The 16572-nt window shown below is 67.3% G+C and carries 11 protein-coding genes, 7 pseudogenes and 1 other annotated feature; of the genes and pseudogenes, 9 read left to right on the forward strand and 9 right to left on the reverse strand.

Going from position 1 to position 16572, the window contains the following annotated elements:
- Nucleotides 1–18 precede the first annotated feature (18 nt).
- Nucleotides 19–606, reverse strand: a complete 588-nt coding sequence (locus ACYQPG_RS09220; RefSeq protein WP_246692478.1) for a TetR/AcrR family transcriptional regulator — start codon at nt 604–606, stop codon at nt 19–21.
- A gap of 208 nt (nt 607–814) precedes the next feature.
- Here ACYQPG_RS09220 and ACYQPG_RS09225 point away from each other — a divergent pair, with 208 nt between their 5' ends.
- Nucleotides 815–1837, forward strand: coding sequence for an MDR family NADP-dependent oxidoreductase (locus ACYQPG_RS09225; protein ID WP_419829274.1), 1023 nt, complete (start codon nt 815–817; stop codon nt 1835–1837).
- A gap of 77 nt (nt 1838–1914) precedes the next feature.
- Here the strand turns inward: ACYQPG_RS09225 and ACYQPG_RS09230 are convergent, their stop codons facing one another.
- From ACYQPG_RS09230 to ACYQPG_RS09255, 6 genes are all read right to left on the reverse strand, one after another.
- The gene (locus ACYQPG_RS09230) at nt 1915–2613 is read right to left on the reverse strand and encodes a ribonuclease activity regulator RraA (RefSeq protein ID WP_147939910.1); all 699 of its coding nucleotides are present in this window, start codon (nt 2611–2613) and stop codon (nt 1915–1917) included.
- Between the two features lie 174 nt (nt 2614–2787).
- Entirely contained in the window at nt 2788–3018 is a 231-nt protein-coding gene (locus ACYQPG_RS09235) for a hypothetical protein (RefSeq protein ID WP_147905954.1), read from the reverse strand.
- 266 nt (nt 3019–3284) lie between these two features.
- Nucleotides 3285–3536, reverse strand: a complete 252-nt coding sequence (gene moaD, locus ACYQPG_RS09240) for a molybdopterin converting factor subunit 1 (RefSeq protein ID WP_461230781.1) — start codon at nt 3534–3536, stop codon at nt 3285–3287.
- 38 nt (nt 3537–3574) lie between these two features.
- Nucleotides 3575–4174 carry a CDP-diacylglycerol--glycerol-3-phosphate 3-phosphatidyltransferase gene (gene pgsA / locus ACYQPG_RS09245; protein ID WP_187193748.1) on the reverse strand — a complete coding sequence of 200 codons (600 nt, stop codon included), beginning with the start codon at nt 4172–4174 and terminating at the stop codon, nt 3575–3577.
- Between the two features lie 73 nt (nt 4175–4247).
- Nucleotides 4248–6314, reverse strand: coding sequence for an excinuclease ABC subunit UvrC (gene uvrC, locus ACYQPG_RS09250; RefSeq protein ID WP_419829275.1), 2067 nt, complete (start codon nt 6312–6314; stop codon nt 4248–4250).
- 245 nt (nt 6315–6559) lie between these two features.
- Complete coding sequence (locus ACYQPG_RS09255) at nt 6560–7276, reverse strand: protein phosphatase CheZ (RefSeq protein ID WP_147905952.1); 717 nt, start codon at nt 7274–7276, stop codon at nt 6560–6562.
- Between the two features lie 290 nt (nt 7277–7566).
- Here ACYQPG_RS09255 and ACYQPG_RS09260 point away from each other — a divergent pair, with 290 nt between their 5' ends.
- Both ACYQPG_RS09260 and ACYQPG_RS09265 read left to right on the forward strand, forming a co-directional pair.
- Nucleotides 7567–8331: a L,D-transpeptidase gene (locus ACYQPG_RS09260; RefSeq protein ID WP_461230782.1), complete on the forward strand. Its 765-nt coding sequence runs from the start codon at nt 7567–7569 to the stop codon at nt 8329–8331.
- 203 nt (nt 8332–8534) lie between these two features.
- A pseudogene (locus ACYQPG_RS09265) lies at nt 8535–8780 on the forward strand (transposase); the annotation flags it as partial.
- On the opposite strand, the pseudogene ACYQPG_RS09270 reads toward ACYQPG_RS09265, so the two are convergent.
- A pseudogene (locus ACYQPG_RS09270) lies at nt 8766–9434 on the reverse strand (IS110 family RNA-guided transposase); the annotation flags it as partial. The pseudogenes ACYQPG_RS09265 and ACYQPG_RS09270 overlap by 15 nt on opposite strands.
- Nucleotides 9435–9522: 88 nt before the next feature.
- On the opposite strand from ACYQPG_RS09270, the pseudogene ACYQPG_RS09275 reads away from it, so the two are divergent.
- The 4 genes and pseudogenes from ACYQPG_RS09275 to ACYQPG_RS09290 all read left to right on the forward strand — a co-directional run.
- Nucleotides 9523–9993: pseudogene (locus tag ACYQPG_RS09275) on the forward strand (IS5 family transposase); the annotation flags it as partial.
- Nucleotides 9994–10197: 204 nt separating this feature from the next.
- Nucleotides 10198–10820, forward strand: a pseudogene (locus tag ACYQPG_RS09280) (IS3 family transposase); the annotation flags it as partial.
- Nucleotides 10479–10595, forward strand: a sequence feature (AL1L pseudoknot). It overlaps the preceding pseudogene by 117 nt.
- 732 nt (nt 10821–11552) lie before the next feature.
- Entirely contained in the window at nt 11553–11882 is a 330-nt protein-coding gene (locus ACYQPG_RS09285) for a hypothetical protein (RefSeq protein WP_461230783.1), read from the forward strand.
- Nucleotides 11883–12318: 436 nt separating this feature from the next.
- On the forward strand, nt 12319–13302 hold the full coding sequence (locus ACYQPG_RS09290) for a hypothetical protein (protein ID WP_419829278.1): 984 nt from the start codon (nt 12319–12321) through the stop codon (nt 13300–13302).
- A 94-nt stretch (nt 13303–13396) separates the two neighbouring features.
- Here ACYQPG_RS09290 and ACYQPG_RS09295 read toward each other — a convergent pair.
- Nucleotides 13397–15045: pseudogene (locus ACYQPG_RS09295) on the reverse strand (ISL3 family transposase).
- A gap of 110 nt (nt 15046–15155) precedes the next feature.
- Here ACYQPG_RS09295 and ACYQPG_RS09300 point away from each other — a divergent pair.
- Nucleotides 15156–15296 (forward strand): annotated as a pseudogene (locus ACYQPG_RS09300) (dicarboxylate/amino acid:cation symporter); the annotation flags it as partial.
- 160 nt (nt 15297–15456) lie between these two features.
- Nucleotides 15457–16467, forward strand: a pseudogene (locus ACYQPG_RS09305) (asparaginase).
- Nucleotides 16468–16572: the final 105 nt, after the last annotated feature.

Genomic DNA, 16572 nt, shown 5'->3' on the forward strand with positions numbered 1-16572 from the left:
AGACACACAAAATCCCGATCAGGCTGGTGCGAGGCCGACGACCCGGAAGCAATGGTCCACCAGCTGGGAGGCGATCGCGTCCGCCCGCCCAGTCCTGGCGGCGCCCAGGACGACACCATGGAGCGCGTTGAACAGGAACGCGGCCGTGAAGCGCACATCCGCGATCGCCCAGGCTTTCGCGGCGCTGCCATCGCGAAGCAATCCCGCGAGATGATCGATCAGGATGTTGTCGGTCAGACCGTCCTGGCTGGGCGGCGGCACATCGGTGAACACGATCTCGTGCAGGCGCTCGGATGCGGCGTACCCCCTGCTGCAGGCGATGACCCAAGCGGCCAGCCGGCCAGTCCAATCCCCATCGGCCTGGCGTTCGACCTCTGCCGTGATGGCTTGGAGCAAGGTGTCGACGAACCGTTGGCGCAGACCCCCGGCCACGGCCTCCTTGGTGGCGAAGTGCAGGTAGAAGCTGCCCTTCGCCATGCCCGCGCGGGTTGTGATCTGCTCGATGGTGGTGGACGCAAATCCCTGGTCGATGAACAGGCTCCCGGCCGCGTTCATCAGATCCTCACGCCGCTCTTCGGGCGGCCTGGTCCGGGGCTTGGTCTTCATCGACACGGAAGCGGTCTCGGGGATGGAGGGCGCTCACGTCTGCCTGACGGGTTATCGCGAGGATGGAAAGGGCCACCACCGGATGTAGGCGTCGTCCTAATTGACTGACCACCAGTCAACAGCTAGTGAGGCAGCACGCTGCAGACCGGCACGCTGCTGACCGGCACGCGTGGACCCGGCATCCGCGTATCGCGCCCGGGGACATGCCATGGACAGGACAATCGATCGGTGCCGCGAAGTCCGACTGCGGACGTATCCCGGCGAGATGATCCAGCCGGGCGATATGGCCGTCGTGGAAACGGCCCTGCCGGACATCGGTCCCAACGACCTTGTCGTCCGCAATCGCTGGTTCCGGATCTCCATTTCGACCCGGCTCATGGCCAACCCGGATGCGCAGGCGGTCGAGGGCATTCCGTTTCCCGCGCTGAAGCCCGGCGATACGCTCGCGGACGGCGCAATCGGCCAGGTCATCGCCAGCCCGCCCGGGAGTGGGTTTGCGGTCGGCACGTACGTCTCGCATCCCCTCGGGTGGCGGGACTACGCGGTCGTCGATGCCGGGCGGTGCGTCGCCCTCGGTCCGGCACCGACCGAGCCGGCGGCGTATCTCGGCCATGGCTGGACGGCCTACGCGGCCCTGACACGGGGCGTCACAGTCCGCCCGGGCGACACGGTGTTCGTGTCGAGCGGTGCGGGTGCGATCGGATCGATGGCCGGCCAGATCGCCCGCAAGCTCGGCGCGACGCGGGTGATCGGCAGCACCAGCACCCAGGGTAAAGCCGATTGGATGACGGCCGAGCTCGGCTATGACGCGGTGATCCTGCGCCACGCGGGTCCCATCGCGGATCAGCTGAGAAAGGCGGCGCCGGACGGCGTGGACGTGTTCGTCGACATGGTCGGCGGCGAGCAGCTGGCAACTGCCGCACGGGCCGCGCGCGACGGTGCGCGGTTCGTCCTGCTCGGCGCTTTGACCGCCGAGCTGAACGCTGCAGGTGCCAGCATCCGCGCGCCGGTGGAGCTGGACACGTTCCAGCTGATCCTCAGGGGCGTCACCCTGCGAGGCTACAGTGCCGATAGCGACAGCGCGGCGGCGTTCCCGGACTGGATCGCCTGGCAGCGCGACGCCGGGCTCCATTTCGCCGGCACGACGGTGACCGGGCTGGAGCAGGCGCCGCGCGCCTTGCACGACGCCTGCGAAGGCCGGCTCAAGGGGATCGTTCTGGTGGAGCTGTGACCGGGAGACCGCGCCCCCGTCTCGGGGCGTCCCCCGATGCCATGGGGCGGGAGGCACGGTCGGTCGTCAGCCGGCAATCAGCCCTTGCTGGCCTCGTAGCGTGCCTTGTTCTCGGCATTCGGCGGGTAGAGGCCCGGAAGCGCGGCGCCCTTGCCGACCTCCTCCATCAGCCAGCCCTCGAACCGCTCCTGTTCGGGGGCGAGTTCCAGCACCGTCTCGATGAGCGCGGCCGGGATCAGCACGGCGCCGTCCTCATCCACCACGATCACGTCATCGGGGAACACGGCGACGCCGCCACAGGCGATCGGCTGCTGCCAGGCCACGAAGGTCAGGCCGGCCACGGAGGGCGGAGCCGCTGCGCCCTGGCACCAGACCGGCAATCCGGTCCCCAGGACGCCCGCGACGTCGCGCACCACACCGTCGGTGACCAGGGCGGCCACGCCCTTCTTGGCCATGCGAGCGCACAGGATGTCGCCGAAGATGCCGGCGTCGGTCACGCCCAACGCATCCACCACCGCGATGCAGCCCGCGGGCATCGCCTCGATCGCCGCCCGTGTGGAGGTCGGGGACGACCACGATTCCGGCGTGGCGAGATCCTCGCGGGCCGGGACGAACCGCAGCGTGAAGGCCCGGCCGACGATCCGGGGCTGGCCGGGCCGCAGCGGCCGGGTGCCACGCAGCCAGACGTTGCGAAGACCCTTCTTCAGCAGGATCGTCGTGATGGTGGCGGTGGTGACCTTCGACAGCACCTCGACGACCTGAGCGTCGCTCGACATCCGCATATCCTTCTCGGCTGGGGCGACCCGTGTCGGTCCCCGCCGAGGAGCTGTACCCGATCATGATCCGATCGGGTACAGCTCTAAGTTACTGTTCCGCTGCGTTCTTTCCGAACACGCGACCCGATGTCGAAGCCAACCCTCAGGTTGGGGGCGCCCAGGTCGGGATTCGAATCAATCGCAGGACTCCTTCTTCACGGTCTTGGAATCACCCATGTCGTTCTCCTTGCGCACCGTCTTGGTGACGCAGCCGTCGCCGTGATCGTGAACGGTCACGGACTTGGACTCGGAGGCCGGACGATCGACCACGACGGCGGGCCGGTCGCGCTCGATCACGGTGGTCTGGGCTTGGGCGGCGGCGCCGAGGCTGAACAGGGCGGCGGTGGCGAGGAACATCTGGCGCATATGAAAACTCCGGTCCCGATATCGGTCCCGAGTAACGGCGTCTCCAGCTTGAGCGTTCCGCAATTTGTGGTGGACGGGTCAGGCCTTGCCGCAGCGGCCGAACGTCGGCGATCCGACGGGCGGACGAGGCCGGAAAGCGGGCCGAACCCGTAAGCGAACGCGGCTCGGCCCACGCGTCGTTCGGCTTAAAACGCAGCCGGAGCGACGCCCTCAAAAAACCCCGTGACGCGCACGCATTCAAGACCGGTGGACTACGTGCCGGGCGCTCAGCCGCCGGTCATCGGCGGGAAGAACGCGATCTCGGAGGCACCCGCGATCTGAGCGTCCGGCTTGGCATGGGTCCGGTCGATGGCCGCCCGGACCACCCCCGGATCTTCGAACGCATAGGCGTATTCTTCGCCGCGGCCACGCAGCCAGGCGACCAGATCGGTGACGGTGGCGACCTCAGGCGGCGGCGCCAGCTCCTCCTCGGCGCGGCCGATCCGCTCGCGGACCCAGGCGAAATAGACGAGCTTCATCGCAACACCGTGCCGGAAGGGGATCGGCGACCCTGCGTTTAGCGCGGGTCGTCGATCACATGCTTGATCCCGGCCCTCATATAGTCCCAGCCGGTCCAGAGCGTGAGGGCGGCCGCGATCCAGAGAAGCGCGAGGCCGATCGGCTCCGTACCGGGCAGGACCCGCTCGCCCGCGGGCCCGGCCACTAGGAAGCCGAGCGCCACGAGCTGCACCGTGGTCTTCCACTTGGCGATCTTGCTGACGGGAACCCCGACCTTCAGCTCGGCGAGGTACTCGCGCAGGCCGGAGACCAGCACCTCCCGGCACAGGATCACGATCGCCGCCCAGACCGACGAGCCGACGATGGTATGGTCGGCAGCCAGCATCAGCAGGCAGGCCGAGACCAGCAGCTTGTCAGCGATCGGATCGAGCATCCGGCCGAGCGCGGAACTCTGGTGGTAGGTCCGCGCGACATAGCCATCGAGATAGTCGGTGATCGCCGCCGCCACGAAGACGCCGAGCGCGGTCCAACGCGCGGTGTGCGAGTCGGGCCAGAACAGCAACGCGACCATCACCGGCACCGCGACGAGGCGCCCGTAGGTCAGGCAATTCGCGAGCGTCCAGGCTGGGGACCGTCGTCGGGGAAGGACGGTGTTCATCGCCGGGGTGAAATCAGAGCCGGGCCCGGGCGTCAACGTCTCGGCCGCGGGCACGGCCGTGACGGCGGGATCCTCAGGCGCCGGCATGGAAGAAATCATAGACGGCGCGCGCGGTGGCGGCGTTCACCCCGGGGGTCTTGGCCAGGTCCTCGAACGCGGCGCGCTCGATCGCCTTCACGGTTCCGAAATGATGCAGCAGCGCGCGTTTGCGGCTGGGGCCGATGCCGGCAATCTCGTCCAAGGGATTCTTCACCATCTCACGCTTGCGCTTGGCCCTGTGGCTGCCGATGGCGAAGCGGTGGGCCTCGTCTCGCAGCCGCTGTACGAAGTAGAGCGTCGGGTCGCGCGGCGGAAGCTTGAACGGCGGCCGGCCGGGCACGAAAAACGTCTCGCGCCCTGCATCGCGGTCGCGCCCCTTGGCGATGCCGATCAGCGGGACATCCGTCACGCCGATCTCGTCGAGCGCCGTGCGGGCGGCGTCGAGCTGACCCTTGCCGCCGTCGATGAGCACCAGATCCGGCCAGGCGGGAAACACCTCGCCATCCTCCGCGGGCACGGGGGGAAGCTCCGGAACGCCGTCCTCCGCGCCTGCCGCCGCAGCCTCACGCTCGGTGCGCGGTGCCTCCTTGACCAGGCGCTTGAACCGCCTCTGCAGGACCTCCCGCATCATGCCGTAATCGTCCCCCGGGGTGAGTTCCTCCGACTTGATGTTGAACGTGCGGTAATGCGTCTTCATGAACCCGGTCGGCCCGGCGACGATCATCCCGCCCACCGCATTCGTACCCATGATGTGGGAGTTGTCGTAGACCTCGATCCGCCGCGGCGTCCGGTCCATGCCGAACGCCTGCCCCAGGGCGGTGAGCAGCTTGCCCTGCGAGGCGGTGTCGGCCAGCCGCCGGGCGAGCGCCTCCTTGGCGTTGCGCTGGGCGTACTCGACGAGGTTCCTCCGCTCGCTGCGGCTCGGCCGGTGGATCTCGACGCGATAATCGACCCGGCTCGAAAGCGCGGCCGCGACCAGCTCGGCATCCTCGATCGGGTGGCTGGTCAGCACCGTGCGGGGCGCGGGCTTGTCGTCGTAGAACTGGCTGATGAACGAGCCGAGCACCTCCTCAGGGGTCATGGTCCGGTCGGCCTTCGGGAAGTAGGCGCGGTTGCCCCAATTCTGGAAGTTGCGGAAGAAGAACACCTCGATGCAGAACTGGCCCGCCTGCTCGTCAAGGGCGAAGACATCGGCTTCCTCGACGCCCTGGGTGTTGACCCCCTGCACCCCCTGGATCGCCGAGAGCGCGGCGATCCGGTCCCGGTAACGGGCAGCGCGCTCGAATTCCAAAGCCTCGGACGCCTCCTGCATCTCCGCGCGCATCCGGTCCTTCACGGCGTTGGACTTGCCCGCCAGGAACGCCCGGGCCGCATCCGCCATGGCGGCGTAGTCGTCGGTGCCGATCTCCCCGGTACAGGGGCCGGAGCAGCGCTTGATCTGATAGAGCAGGCAGGGCCGGCTGCGGTTCTCGTAGTAGCTGTCCGTGCAGGTGCGCAGCAGGAAGGCACGCTGCAGCGCGTTGACCGTCCGGTTGACCGCCCAGACGCTTGCGAACGGGCCGTAGTAATTGCCCTTCCGTCGCCGCGCGCCGCGGTGCTTCACGATCTGCGGCGCAGGGCCGTCGGAGGTGACCAGGATGTACGGGAACGACTTGTCGTCCCGCATCAGGACGTTGAAGCGCGGCTTCAGCTGCTTGATCAGGTTGGCTTCGAGGAGCAGCGCCTCGGTCTCGGTGGAGGTGGTGACGAACTCCATCGCCGCCGTCTGAGAGATCATCCGGGCGATGCGGTTCGAGTGCGCCTGACCCCGCGCGTAGGAGCCGACCCGCGCCTTCAGGTTCTTGGCCTTGCCGACGTAGAGGACGTCGCCCCGGTGGTCGAACATCCGGTAGACGCCGGGCGAGTGCGGCAGCGTCGACCAGAACCGGCGGATCACCTCGGTGCCGGCCTGGACCGCACCCGGGTCGAAATCGAAATCGATCTCGGGCGCATCCTCGGCGGACAGCGCGGCCTCGGACTCGCCGGCGCTCTCCTCGCGCTCGGCGTCGCGGCCGTCGTCGAAGGTGTCGGGGGGCAGGTCTGAGAGGGCTCTGCGGTTCATACCGCAGATCTAAGCGTTCCCGGCGCCGAGCGGCACCGGGTCCGGCGACAAAATTGCCGCGCCTGGAGCCTCGTGCCGAACCGTGGCCGCCGGCTTTCGGAAAACGACGCGGCGGATCGAGGAGGCCGCGTCGCGCCGGTTCCGGTATCCGGCACGACGCGCCACTGAATCCGCGATCCAGCGCGCTGGCCGACGCCGTGCCGGTATCAATCTCGGCGGCGAGCGTTCAAGGCCGCCCGGCCGTCTCAGTCGAACAGCGAGTCGATGTCGTTCTGGTCGACATGCCCCGGATCGTCGTCGAGCTTCGGCCCGTTGAGCAGGCTGCTCTCGTCGTCCATCGCGGTCGAGACCGGCATGACGGTGATGAGATCGCGGAAGCTGTCGAGCTGCGTCCAGGCGGCGATCAGCCGGTCGAGGTGCTCCTCGATGAACTTCATCACGCCGACGATCTTGTTGATCCGCTGGCCTGTCAGATCCTGGAAGTTGCAGGCCTCGTAAGCCGAGATCACCCGCTCCTGGATGATGTCGACGTGCTGCTTCATGCCCGGCGGCAGGTTCGCCGTGTAGAGCATGCCGGCATTCGCCTCGATCTCCTCGACCGCGTTGAGCAGCTGCGTCGTGGCGCGCTCGGTCGATTCGACCACCGCGTCGAGTTCGTCGGCCGCCCGGCGCATGCCCTTGCCGCTGTTCTCCGAGCGGTGGAGCGTCGCCAGCTCGGACTTGGTCCGGGTGATCGCCTCCTTCATCAGGTCGAGTTCGGACCGCATCGCCAGGGCGTCGTGCAGCTCGCGGCGGCACGTCTCGATCGTCTCGTCGGCACTCATCTGGGTGATGCGGCGCAGATCCATGATCGCGCTCAGGATCTCGTCCAGCCGCTCGTTCGAGACGCCTGGATCGGGAGCGATGGGTAAAACCGCGGGAAGCCCGAGGCTGTCTTCGATGCGATAGCGCTTCTGGGTCATCAGCGGGGCGTGAGCCTTCAGGATCGGTCGTTCGAACTGTCTACCACAATCAGTTAGCGGACTGTGACTGCCAAGCTTGCCGGCCGGCGATTCCTGTCCGGCGCCCCCGTTCGACCTATCGAAGGTTGTGAGCTGGAGCGATTTACTAGCGATTCACGCTAATGTCGCCCGGCCGGGGAGGGCGCCGGGCCGGCGGGCCGATTCACCATGTTGATTCACCGGAACGCGTGGATGCGGGTGGATCATAGCGGGAATCGGGGCCGTCAGCCCTCCTGCAGGAAGCATCCACGATGCGTGGTTCGGTTCGTCTGGCTCTCTGTGCGGTCCTGGCGACCGCAACGCTGTCCGCCCCGGTTTCCGCGCAGCAGTCACGCTACGCCGAAGGCGGCGGGTATGGCGGCGGCCTGATCGAGTACCTCATGACCGGGCAGGCCGGGGGAGGGGGCCGGAGCCGTCCGCAGCGCGATGCGGCTCCGCAGCGTGTCGCGGCCTATTCCGGCGAGCTGCTGCCCGCCGAACCGGAGCCTCTGCAGGACGTGCCGCGGCAGGTCCTGCCGCCGCAGGCCTATGGCGAACCGCAGGCGGATCCGGGCCGCATCGCCCGGGAGGTCGGCCCGGAATACCGGCGCCAGGAGGTCGCTTTCGCCGGGTCGCAGCGGCCCGGGACGATCGTAATCGATACGACCAGTCGGCACCTCTACCTCGTCCAGCAAGGGCAGCGGGCGCTGCGCTACGGGATTGGTGTGGGGCGACCGGGCTTTGCCTGGAGCGGCCTCAAGACCGTCAGCCGCAAGGCCGAGTGGCCGGACTGGACGCCGCCGGCGGAGATGCTCGCCCGCCGTCCCGACCTGCCGCGGCACATGGCGGGCGGTCCGGAGAACCCGCTGGGCGCGCGGGCGCTCTATCTCGGCTCCTCACTCTACCGCATCCACGGCACCAACGAGCCGGGCACGATCGGCCAATCGGTCTCCTCGGGCTGCATCCGCATGATGAACGAGGATGTCATGGATCTCTACGATCGGGTGCCGGTGGGGACTCGGGTCGAGGTTCTGTGAAGGGTTGCTGTGCGAGAGCGGGAAGTTTGTCGGTAGGAGCGGGTAGTTTGTCGGCGCCGGTCTACCAAGTTTGTCGGTTGAATTAAAAGCCTCAAACGGGGCAGGAACGCGACCTCACGAGAAACGGGTGGTCATTCAGGTTTTCTGACCCTCCACGCGTCTAGAGGCTGTTATGAACCGCTAGGTTCGTGTGGCGTTGTTGGCTGAAGAGCTTGGATCGCCGCGCCTATCCATCTGACGTGTCCGATGAGGAATGGGCGCTGGTTGCGCCGTATCTGGCGCTGCTGCGGGAGAGTTCGGGCCAGCGTGACCACGACCTGCCGGAGGTGTTCAACGGCTTGCGGTTCATCGTGAAGACGGGGGCCCCGTGGCGGTTCATGCCGCACGACCTGCCGCCGTGGGCGGCGGTGTATCAACAGACACAGCGCTGGCTGGCTGGCGTTGAGTGCGCCGATGGCCGGGATGGTGGTGAGCCGGCGAGTGCTCTCGTCCTTCCGAGCCTGTTCGGTGAACTCTGCGTCGAGTGCTGCGATGCGCACGTCAAGGGACTGCCAGCGTTCACGCACGTCCGCCACCAGGCTACGCATCCGTGGCGTGAGGTCTGAGACCGCCTCGGTATCGAGCAGATTTTCCAAGCTGGCTGCGAGCTTGGCGCGTCCCTGTGGGACGATGTGACCGCGCTCCAGAAGGACGGCTCGGATCTGGTTCATCAGGGCGGTGCGCTCGCCGACGAGCTGGTCGCGCACCCGGTGCAGGGTCTGCATGTCGAGCTGCGCTTCCGACTTCAGCGCGACGAACCGCATGGTCGGACGGGTCGCAGCCTCTGCGATCGCCTCGGCATCGCGGTCGTCGTTCTTCTGTGCCTTGACGTAGGGCCGCACGTATTCCGGCGACATCAACCGGATGGTGTGGCCTTGAGCGGCGAGCGCCCGGCCCATGTGATGCGCGCCACAGCACGCCTCCATGGCGATGATGCAGGTTGGAAGCGTCGCGCCAAAGGACATCACCGTCTCGCGCCGCATCCGGCGTCGCAGGACGACCCGACCGGTCGCATCCTGCTCGACAAGGCTGCAGCTGTTTTTGCCCAGATCGATCCCAAGTATCGCAATGGCCGTCGGTCCGCTCCGTCCCTGGTGTGAGCCACACTGCGAACCTAGCAGTGAAGCCCGGTGAGGGGCGGGCCATCCATAAAGGGGCTCTGCGACGGGCTCGAACCCGACGGACCGGGGCAAGCCGGACACGAAGCGCCATCTCGTCACCGACGCGCGCGGCACGCCGCTCGGCCTCTGCCTGAGCGGGGCTAACCGGCACGACACCGTCATGATGGCGGCCACCCTCGACACTATCCCGTCTGTGCGGAGCGGTCGGCGCGGACGACCGCGACGCCACCCGGACAAGCTGCACGCTGACAAGGCCTACGATGCCAGACCCCGCCGCCAGGAGTGCCGGGCGCGGGGGATCGTCTCGCGCATCGCGCGTAGGGGCATCGAGAGCAGCGAGAAACTCGGTCGTCACCGTTGGGTCGTGGAGCGCACCCACGCCTGGCTCAACCGATTCCATCGATTGCCCAACCGCTACGAGAGACGCGCAGACATCTACGAGGCCTTCACGAGCATCGCGGCCAGCCTCGTCACCCTCAACCAGATTAGACGGTTCAGTTAGGCACTCTTAGCGTATCCCGCCGATGGAGAGGACGGCGGTGATCTGGTTCAGCGACCTGTCGAGCTTCTCCACCTACTCCGAGGGCCTCGACGCGATCGAGGTCGGCGATAACCTACGCCGCCTGATCGACCAGCATAGGAGTCAGGGCGATGTTTGAACCGCACCGGGTTTCCCGGAGGCTCCAACTCCTGAAAGGATGGAGCCATGACGAAGCGAACCCCACCGTATTCCCCTGAGGTCCGTGCCCTCGCGGTGCGGATGGTGGTGGACCACCAAAGCGAGCATGCCTCGCAATGGGCGGCGATCAGCTCGATCGCGGCCAAGATCGGCTGTTCAGGCGAAACGCTTCGGAACTGGATCCGGCAGTCTGAGCGGGACAAGGGTCTGCGGGGCGGCCCGAGCACGGACGAGCGCGAGCGGATCAAGGCGCTGGAGCGCGAAAACCGCGAGTTGCGCCAAGCCAACGAGATCCTGCGCAAGGCATCGGCGTATTTTGCAATGGCGGAGCTCGACCGCCCGTTCAAACGATGAAGGCGTTCATCGACGAGCACCGCGATGCCTACGGGGTCGAGCCGATCTGCAAGGTCCTGCCGATCGCCCCGTCGACGTACCGTGCCCATGCCGCACGGCGCGCTGATCCCGGCAGGCGACCTGCACGGGCCAGAAGCGACGCGGCGCTGATGGTCGAGATCCAGCGCGTGTTCGAGGCGAACTTCTCCGTCTACGGCGTGCGCAAGGTCAAGCGGCAGCTTGGCCGGGACGGGATCGTGGTGGCCCGGTGCACCGTCGCCCGACTGATGCGGGTGCCGCACCTTGAGAGTCTGATCGCTCCGGTCCTGGCCGGGATCGCCGAGAGCCGGGGGCTGGATCCACGCCTCCTGGCGACCCTCGACGACGAGGAGATCGACCTGGTTCGGCGGGGTTGGCGGGGTGGCTCGATCCGGCGACTCAGCCGGCTCGTCGAGGCCGTCGTGATTGCGCGCGAGGCGTTGACCCAGCGGCACTGAAGGGCGCGCTCCAGTGACGTGAGCCGCGTCCTCTCGACTGCCCACGGGACCCGAAAGACGCGCCCGATCCCGTCGGGGCGTCAGTTTCGGCGATGTCGCGGTGGCCGTGCACACCTTCGAGGCCGTCATGCCCGACTCCGTCGGGGTGGAGACACGCAACCCTCCCGGCCTCGCGGAGCGGCTGGCGATCGATGCCGGCGACCCGACCTCCATTATCGCCTCGACGTCAGCGCCCTGCTGCGTGGCGGGCAGGGTGCATGCGACGTCCTCCACCGGACCATCCTGGGAGGGCAGCGGCGACGGGGACCGGACGCCCGCCAGTAGCGCTGACCGCAGCGGGTGGGACGGACGACGCTTCACCACGGGACGAGCGTCGGCGGGTGCGACCGTGATCGACGTCGCCGCGCGAAGATCGCTCAACCGGATCCAGAGCGGTGCTCGGCGGGACGGGTCGGGCCGGTTGGCGGGACGGTCCGAGCGCGGTGTCCGCGTGTGGGGGCTGGTGGCCGACGCCGAGCCGTGCTGGAGACGCGGGAACCAGTCCCAGCGGGCATGCATGCCGACGTCGTTCGGGCGCACGAGCGCCTCGATCGCCACGGCTCCTTCTTGCTCCCGCAGGACTACGGCCAGCACCCGGTGGAGACCGAGGCTTTCGTCCAGACCAGCGATCATTCGGGCCTGCCAAGCCTCGCGCTCCTCGGGCTGGCACGAGACCGGGACAATTATCTTGCTGCCGACGAGCTGCGTGGCCGCCACCGAGCGGTCATGGCCGGTACAGACCGCGATCCGTGCCGCAGCCAACAGGGCGAGGTAGGCCGCCACGGTTCCGGGGCAGTCGCCGCGAAGAGCGGTCACCGTCTCCCCATCCGCGGGCGTGAATAGCCGGACGATCGTTTCCGGGCACTCCGCCCGCGAAAAGGCGCTGATTTCCAGGCGCGGATCGCGGACACAATCATTGGCGGGTCGAGCAGGCATCGGAATTCCTCGCGGCTTTCGAGGATCAAAATTCTGCAGGCTCTCGCAAGAGGCAATAGGCTTATCACAGAGAAAGAAATTATTTTTCGACAAGCTCTGAGTTGATCGGCAGAGATGGATCGAAGTTCAATTTCGTTGGTGGGTGCCTCTAACGCGAGATGAGGCTGTGAGTTGAAATTGATATTTTCATAGGATCGGTGAAATCTATGGCTATGCGCCAGAACGGTCGCCGATACGGCGATGCGCGCTTCCATCGGTGCAGTCGGGACGGGCTTGGGAGCGCTGTTGTTGGGCGGCCCATCCGGAGTGTTGTTGCGGCGCGCAGTAACGTGGGGAATACGCTGTGTTCGACGAGAAACCGACGCGCACTCGAGCGACGTTTGTCGCCCAGGCGAAGGTGGTCAGGCGGTTGACCAAGCAGGCGTTTCGCGAAGGAGGCCACGACGATCTTGATCCGCGTCTCGGCCTGATCATCCTGGTAACTTGGTTCCTCGCGGCGGGCGGGCGTTGGGAGCCGGCCACGATCCGATCCTACAAGGCGGCGATCCAGGCGGTTCTTGAGGAAGTGCTCCAGAGGATGCCTGATGACGCGCAGTACCAGGACGCGCTCGATTGCCTGAAGACGGGGCCAGCGCCATCACCCCGTGTGGGTGGTCCGCCACGCACCAGCGCGCGTAAGCGCAAGAGTGACACGCCGTCCGAGCTCGAGGCGATCCTGGCCGAACTCACTGCCGCGACACACTTCGCCGCCGCCATCGCTTATGGACTGTTGCTGTACGGGCACGAGTTCGGCCTGAGGCCCAGTGAGTGGGCCAGCGCATCTATCGTGAAGGGATGCCTCGTGGTGGCCAACGCGAAGGCTACGAACGGCCGGGCGAACGGCGAGAGTCGCAGTCTTGGGTTGGATCGCCTCCCCGAGGAATACACCGCGGGGTTGGCCAGCTTCCTCAATTGCCTGTCGAACACGATGGCGAAGAAGTCCTGGTCGAAGGTAATCTACCCGGCGGCGCGCGGGCAGCTGCGCGCCGCCTGCAAACGGGCCGCCGCGCGAGTGCCGACCCTCCGTAACCGGCCGATAGCGTTCTACACGGGCCGCCACGTGGTGGCCGGGCGGGCGAAGGGGACGATGCAGCGTGATAGCGTCGCTGCTCTACTCGGACATGCAACCGACCGGACAGCCACAACCAATTATGCCAGGGCGCGGTCGATAAAGGGCTGGGGGCCGATCCTCGCCGAGCCGGATCCCGGGCAGATCGCGACGGTCAAGGCGCGCTTCCGGGAAACGCGGGTGACAGCTGTTCCCACGACACCGAAGCCGCGGGCCTGACTCGTAGCATCAGGCGGCTTTTGATCGGACTCTGCAACAGTCGCCGCCGACTGACCCTGACCCACCAAACTGGCTCTTCGCCAAGTTTGGTGGATCAGGCTGCGAGGAGGAACCGTCGGCGGAGGAGATCGAGGTTGGCGCGGCCGTACATGGCGCGCTTCAAGAGCTTGAGACGTGTGATCTGCCCTTCAGCCTGCCCACTGCTCCAAGGGAGTGTCAGCGCGGACCGCACGGCGTCTGCGTCCTGACCGATGCTGGCAGCGAAGTTCTCGACGATGCGGACGCCGCAGTTTTGGGCGTCGCCCAGCCATTCATCGAACGCCGTGACATCCGATCTTCCCGATGGCGGCGGATGAGAGCGGCTCCGGACGATCCGGCAGAAGCGGCGGCCGAGATCGACGACCTTGGCCGCTTCGGGATCCTGCAGGACGCGCGCGACGACCGCGGCTGCCTCGGGGTCGAGGTCTTCGGGCTCACGCAAGAGATACCAGGACAGTTGCTTGGATGAGGCGAGGGGTGATGCGGTGGAGATCGCAACACGGATGTCAGCTGTTGCTGGCGGCGACCGGATGGTCATTCCAGCCGGGCCTGCGCGCCGCTCGGATAACCAGCGACGCACCTGCTTCGCGGTGCCGGCAAATCCGATACCCTGAAGTTCGCGCCAGAGCTGCGTCGCGTTCTCGCACCCCTCATCCAGGCGGCATGCAGGTGCCCGAGATAAGGATCGAGCATGCTCGGCTGCGGCTCGCGCATGCCGTTCCGGGGGAAGCTCGCGGCGAAGGCGTACTTGCGCACCGTGGCCCGGGCCAAGCCGGTCTCGCGATTGATGCGCCGAAGCGACTGTCCCTCCGCATGGCGGCGACGCACGTCATCGTAGGCCGCTTCCCATCGGCCGCGGGCCGCAGCTCGCGCGAGCATCTCGGACGGTGCGCGTGGGAAGGCCGTGACGCGCCGGATCGAGGGCGATGACGGCGCCACGGCCGGCAACAGCTTCAGACGCGGATGGACGCGGGCGAGCCAGCGCTCGACCATCTGTCGGGTATTGAGCAGGAGATGCCACCGGTCTGCGACCTGAACGGCATCGGGCGCACCCATGGTGGTCCCACGCGCATATTCGGTCGAGCGGTCCCGTGCCACGACCTGGATCTGCGGGTCTCGCCGGAGCCGAGCCGCCAGCGTCGCGGCCGAACGATCCGGCAGCAGGTCGATGGCATGGCGGCGTTCGAGGTCGACCAGGATGGTGCCGTAGGTTCGGCCCTTGCGCAGGGCCCAGTCGTCTACCCCGACGATGATCGGTTTGGATCGGGTCGGCAGCGGCCATTTGCGGATGCCCCTCAGCAGTGTCGTGGCACTGGTCGGCATCGCCAGGTGCGGCAGCAGCCGGGCGGCGGGCGTGGCACCGAGCGCCAGCGCGGTCCGAACCTGGGCATCGGCCAGCCGGCGGGTCCTCTGAGCGTAGCGGTCGAGGAGGCGAGGCACACGCTCGGCGAAGGTCCGACGCGCGCAAGCAGGATCGTGGCAGTAGAAGCGCCGGATCGTCAGGTTCAGGCGCACCTCCTGACCGCTCGTCGGTAGGTCGGCGGGACGCCGGTGATAGCGACTATGCACTGACCGGCTGACCGTACGACAACCTGAGCAACGGGCATGATCGCGCTTCGCTTGAGCGGCAATGCGAAGGGCAGTGCTCTCTGCACGCGTGACGTGGAGAACGCGACAACCGGGGATGTAACAGAGAAGGGTCATGCCCTGATCTGAGAATCCCTGCCCGGTTCAGCCAGGAGCTACCTCCCAGCACCCCCAGCCGACCCAATCCACCAAACTTGGCGAAGAGCCACTTTCCAGGGGGCAGGCCAGACCAGTTCCTGGACATGGGGCGGACCATGACGAACGTCATCGGCAACGGCGTCGCCACCGCGGCGGTGGCGAAATGGGAGGGCGAACTCTTCGAAGGACCGGTCATGCCGGAGACGAGCAAACGCCCCGTCTCCGCCTGAAGCCGCCCGGGTCTTCGCGTTCCCGGCGCCGGACTGGCGTCTTCACCCAGGCAGCGGTCGACGGTTGGCCCCGATCGGGGAGCCTGAAGCTGCCACAACCCGGAAAAGCAAGATCATGCTCGGACGTATCGGCGCGACCGTCGCCACCCTATCGGTGGTCATGACCCTCGGCGGCGCGCCCGCCTCCGCGGCCGGACCGCAAGCGAAGCCGAGGGTCCTGGTCCTGGCGACCGGTGGGGCCATCGCGCAGACGACCGGCAAGGATTCCGTCCTCTCGGGCTCTGCGCTGGTCGCCGCGGTCCCAGGGCTGGATGCCGCCGCGGACGTCAGCGCCGAGCAAATCGCGCAGGTCTCCAGCCCGGACATCACCGCCGAGGTCTAGCTGCGCCTGGCCCGTCGGATCGACGAGGTCCTGGCCTCCGGCGCCGCGGACGGCGTCGTGGTCACGCACGGAACCGACACGCTGGAGGAGACTGCGTATTTCCTCGACCTCGTCGTCAAGAGCGATAAGCCGGTCGTGGTGGTCGGGTCCATGCGGGGATCGGGGGCCGTCAGCGCCGACGGACCGGCGAACCTGGCCAACGCCGTGGCCATCGCCGCGGACCCCGCCGCCAGGGGGGGCGGCGTGCTGGTCACGCTCAACGAGGGGATCTATGCCGCCCGCGATGTGACGAAGACGAACACCACCGGGTTGGACGCGTTCAAGGCGCCCGATGTCGGCGCCTTGGGCATCATGCAGGGGCACAAGCCGCATTTCTACCGGACGACGACGCGACCGCACACCGCCGCGACGGAGTTCGACGTCTCCATGCTGCGCGCGTTGCCGCGTGTGGCGATCGTCTATTCCTACGTCGATGTCGGCCCCGCCCTCCTGAACGCGGCCATCGGAGACGGTGCCAAGGGCATCGTCTATGCCGGAACCGGCAACAGCAGCATCCCCAAGGCCGTCCAGCCGGCGGTCGCGGCCGGGGTGGGCAAGGGTGTGGTCGTCGTGCGTTCGTCCCGCGTCAACGGCGGCTTGGTCGAACGCAATGGCGAACACGACGACGACGCCCTCGGCACCGTGACGTCGGACACCCTGAACCCGCAGAAGGCCCGGGTCCTTCTGATGCTTGCGCTAACGAAAACGAGCGATGCCAAGCAGATACAGCAGATGTTCTCGCAATACTGAATGCAGGGCTGCGAGCGGGCGGATGGGACGGTGAGGGGCTCGCCGGTCCCGAGCCCCAGAGGAAGATCCGTTCGATCGCTTGCATGAACGCCCTGAGAATCGTCT

Source organism: Methylobacterium sp. CM6246 (assembly GCF_054818005.1).

What these genes read in the sequence shown, in the direction of transcription:
- ACYQPG_RS09260 (WP_461230782.1), top strand. Translation starts at nt 7,567, where the DNA reads ATGCGTGGTTCGGTTCGTCTGGCTCTCTGTGCGGTCCTGGCGACCGCA.
- ACYQPG_RS09230 (WP_147939910.1), bottom strand. Translation starts at nt 2,613, where the DNA reads ATGTCGAGCGACGCTCAGGTCGTCGAGGTGCTGTCGAAGGTCACCACC.
- ACYQPG_RS09255 (WP_147905952.1), bottom strand. Translation starts at nt 7,276, where the DNA reads ATGACCCAGAAGCGCTATCGCATCGAAGACAGCCTCGGGCTTCCCGCG.
- ACYQPG_RS09220 (WP_246692478.1), bottom strand. Translation starts at nt 606, where the DNA reads ATGAAGACCAAGCCCCGGACCAGGCCGCCCGAAGAGCGGCGTGAGGAT.
- ACYQPG_RS09235 (WP_147905954.1), bottom strand. Translation starts at nt 3,018, where the DNA reads ATGCGCCAGATGTTCCTCGCCACCGCCGCCCTGTTCAGCCTCGGCGCC.
- moaD (WP_461230781.1), bottom strand. Translation starts at nt 3,536, where the DNA reads ATGAAGCTCGTCTATTTCGCCTGGGTCCGCGAGCGGATCGGCCGCGCC.
- ACYQPG_RS09285 (WP_461230783.1), top strand. Translation starts at nt 11,553, where the DNA reads ATGCATGCCGACGTCGTTCGGGCGCACGAGCGCCTCGATCGCCACGGC.
- ACYQPG_RS09225 (WP_419829274.1), top strand. Translation starts at nt 815, where the DNA reads ATGGACAGGACAATCGATCGGTGCCGCGAAGTCCGACTGCGGACGTAT.
- pgsA (WP_187193748.1), bottom strand. Translation starts at nt 4,174, where the DNA reads ATGAACACCGTCCTTCCCCGACGACGGTCCCCAGCCTGGACGCTCGCG.
- uvrC (WP_419829275.1), bottom strand. Translation starts at nt 6,314, where the DNA reads ATGAACCGCAGAGCCCTCTCAGACCTGCCCCCCGACACCTTCGACGAC.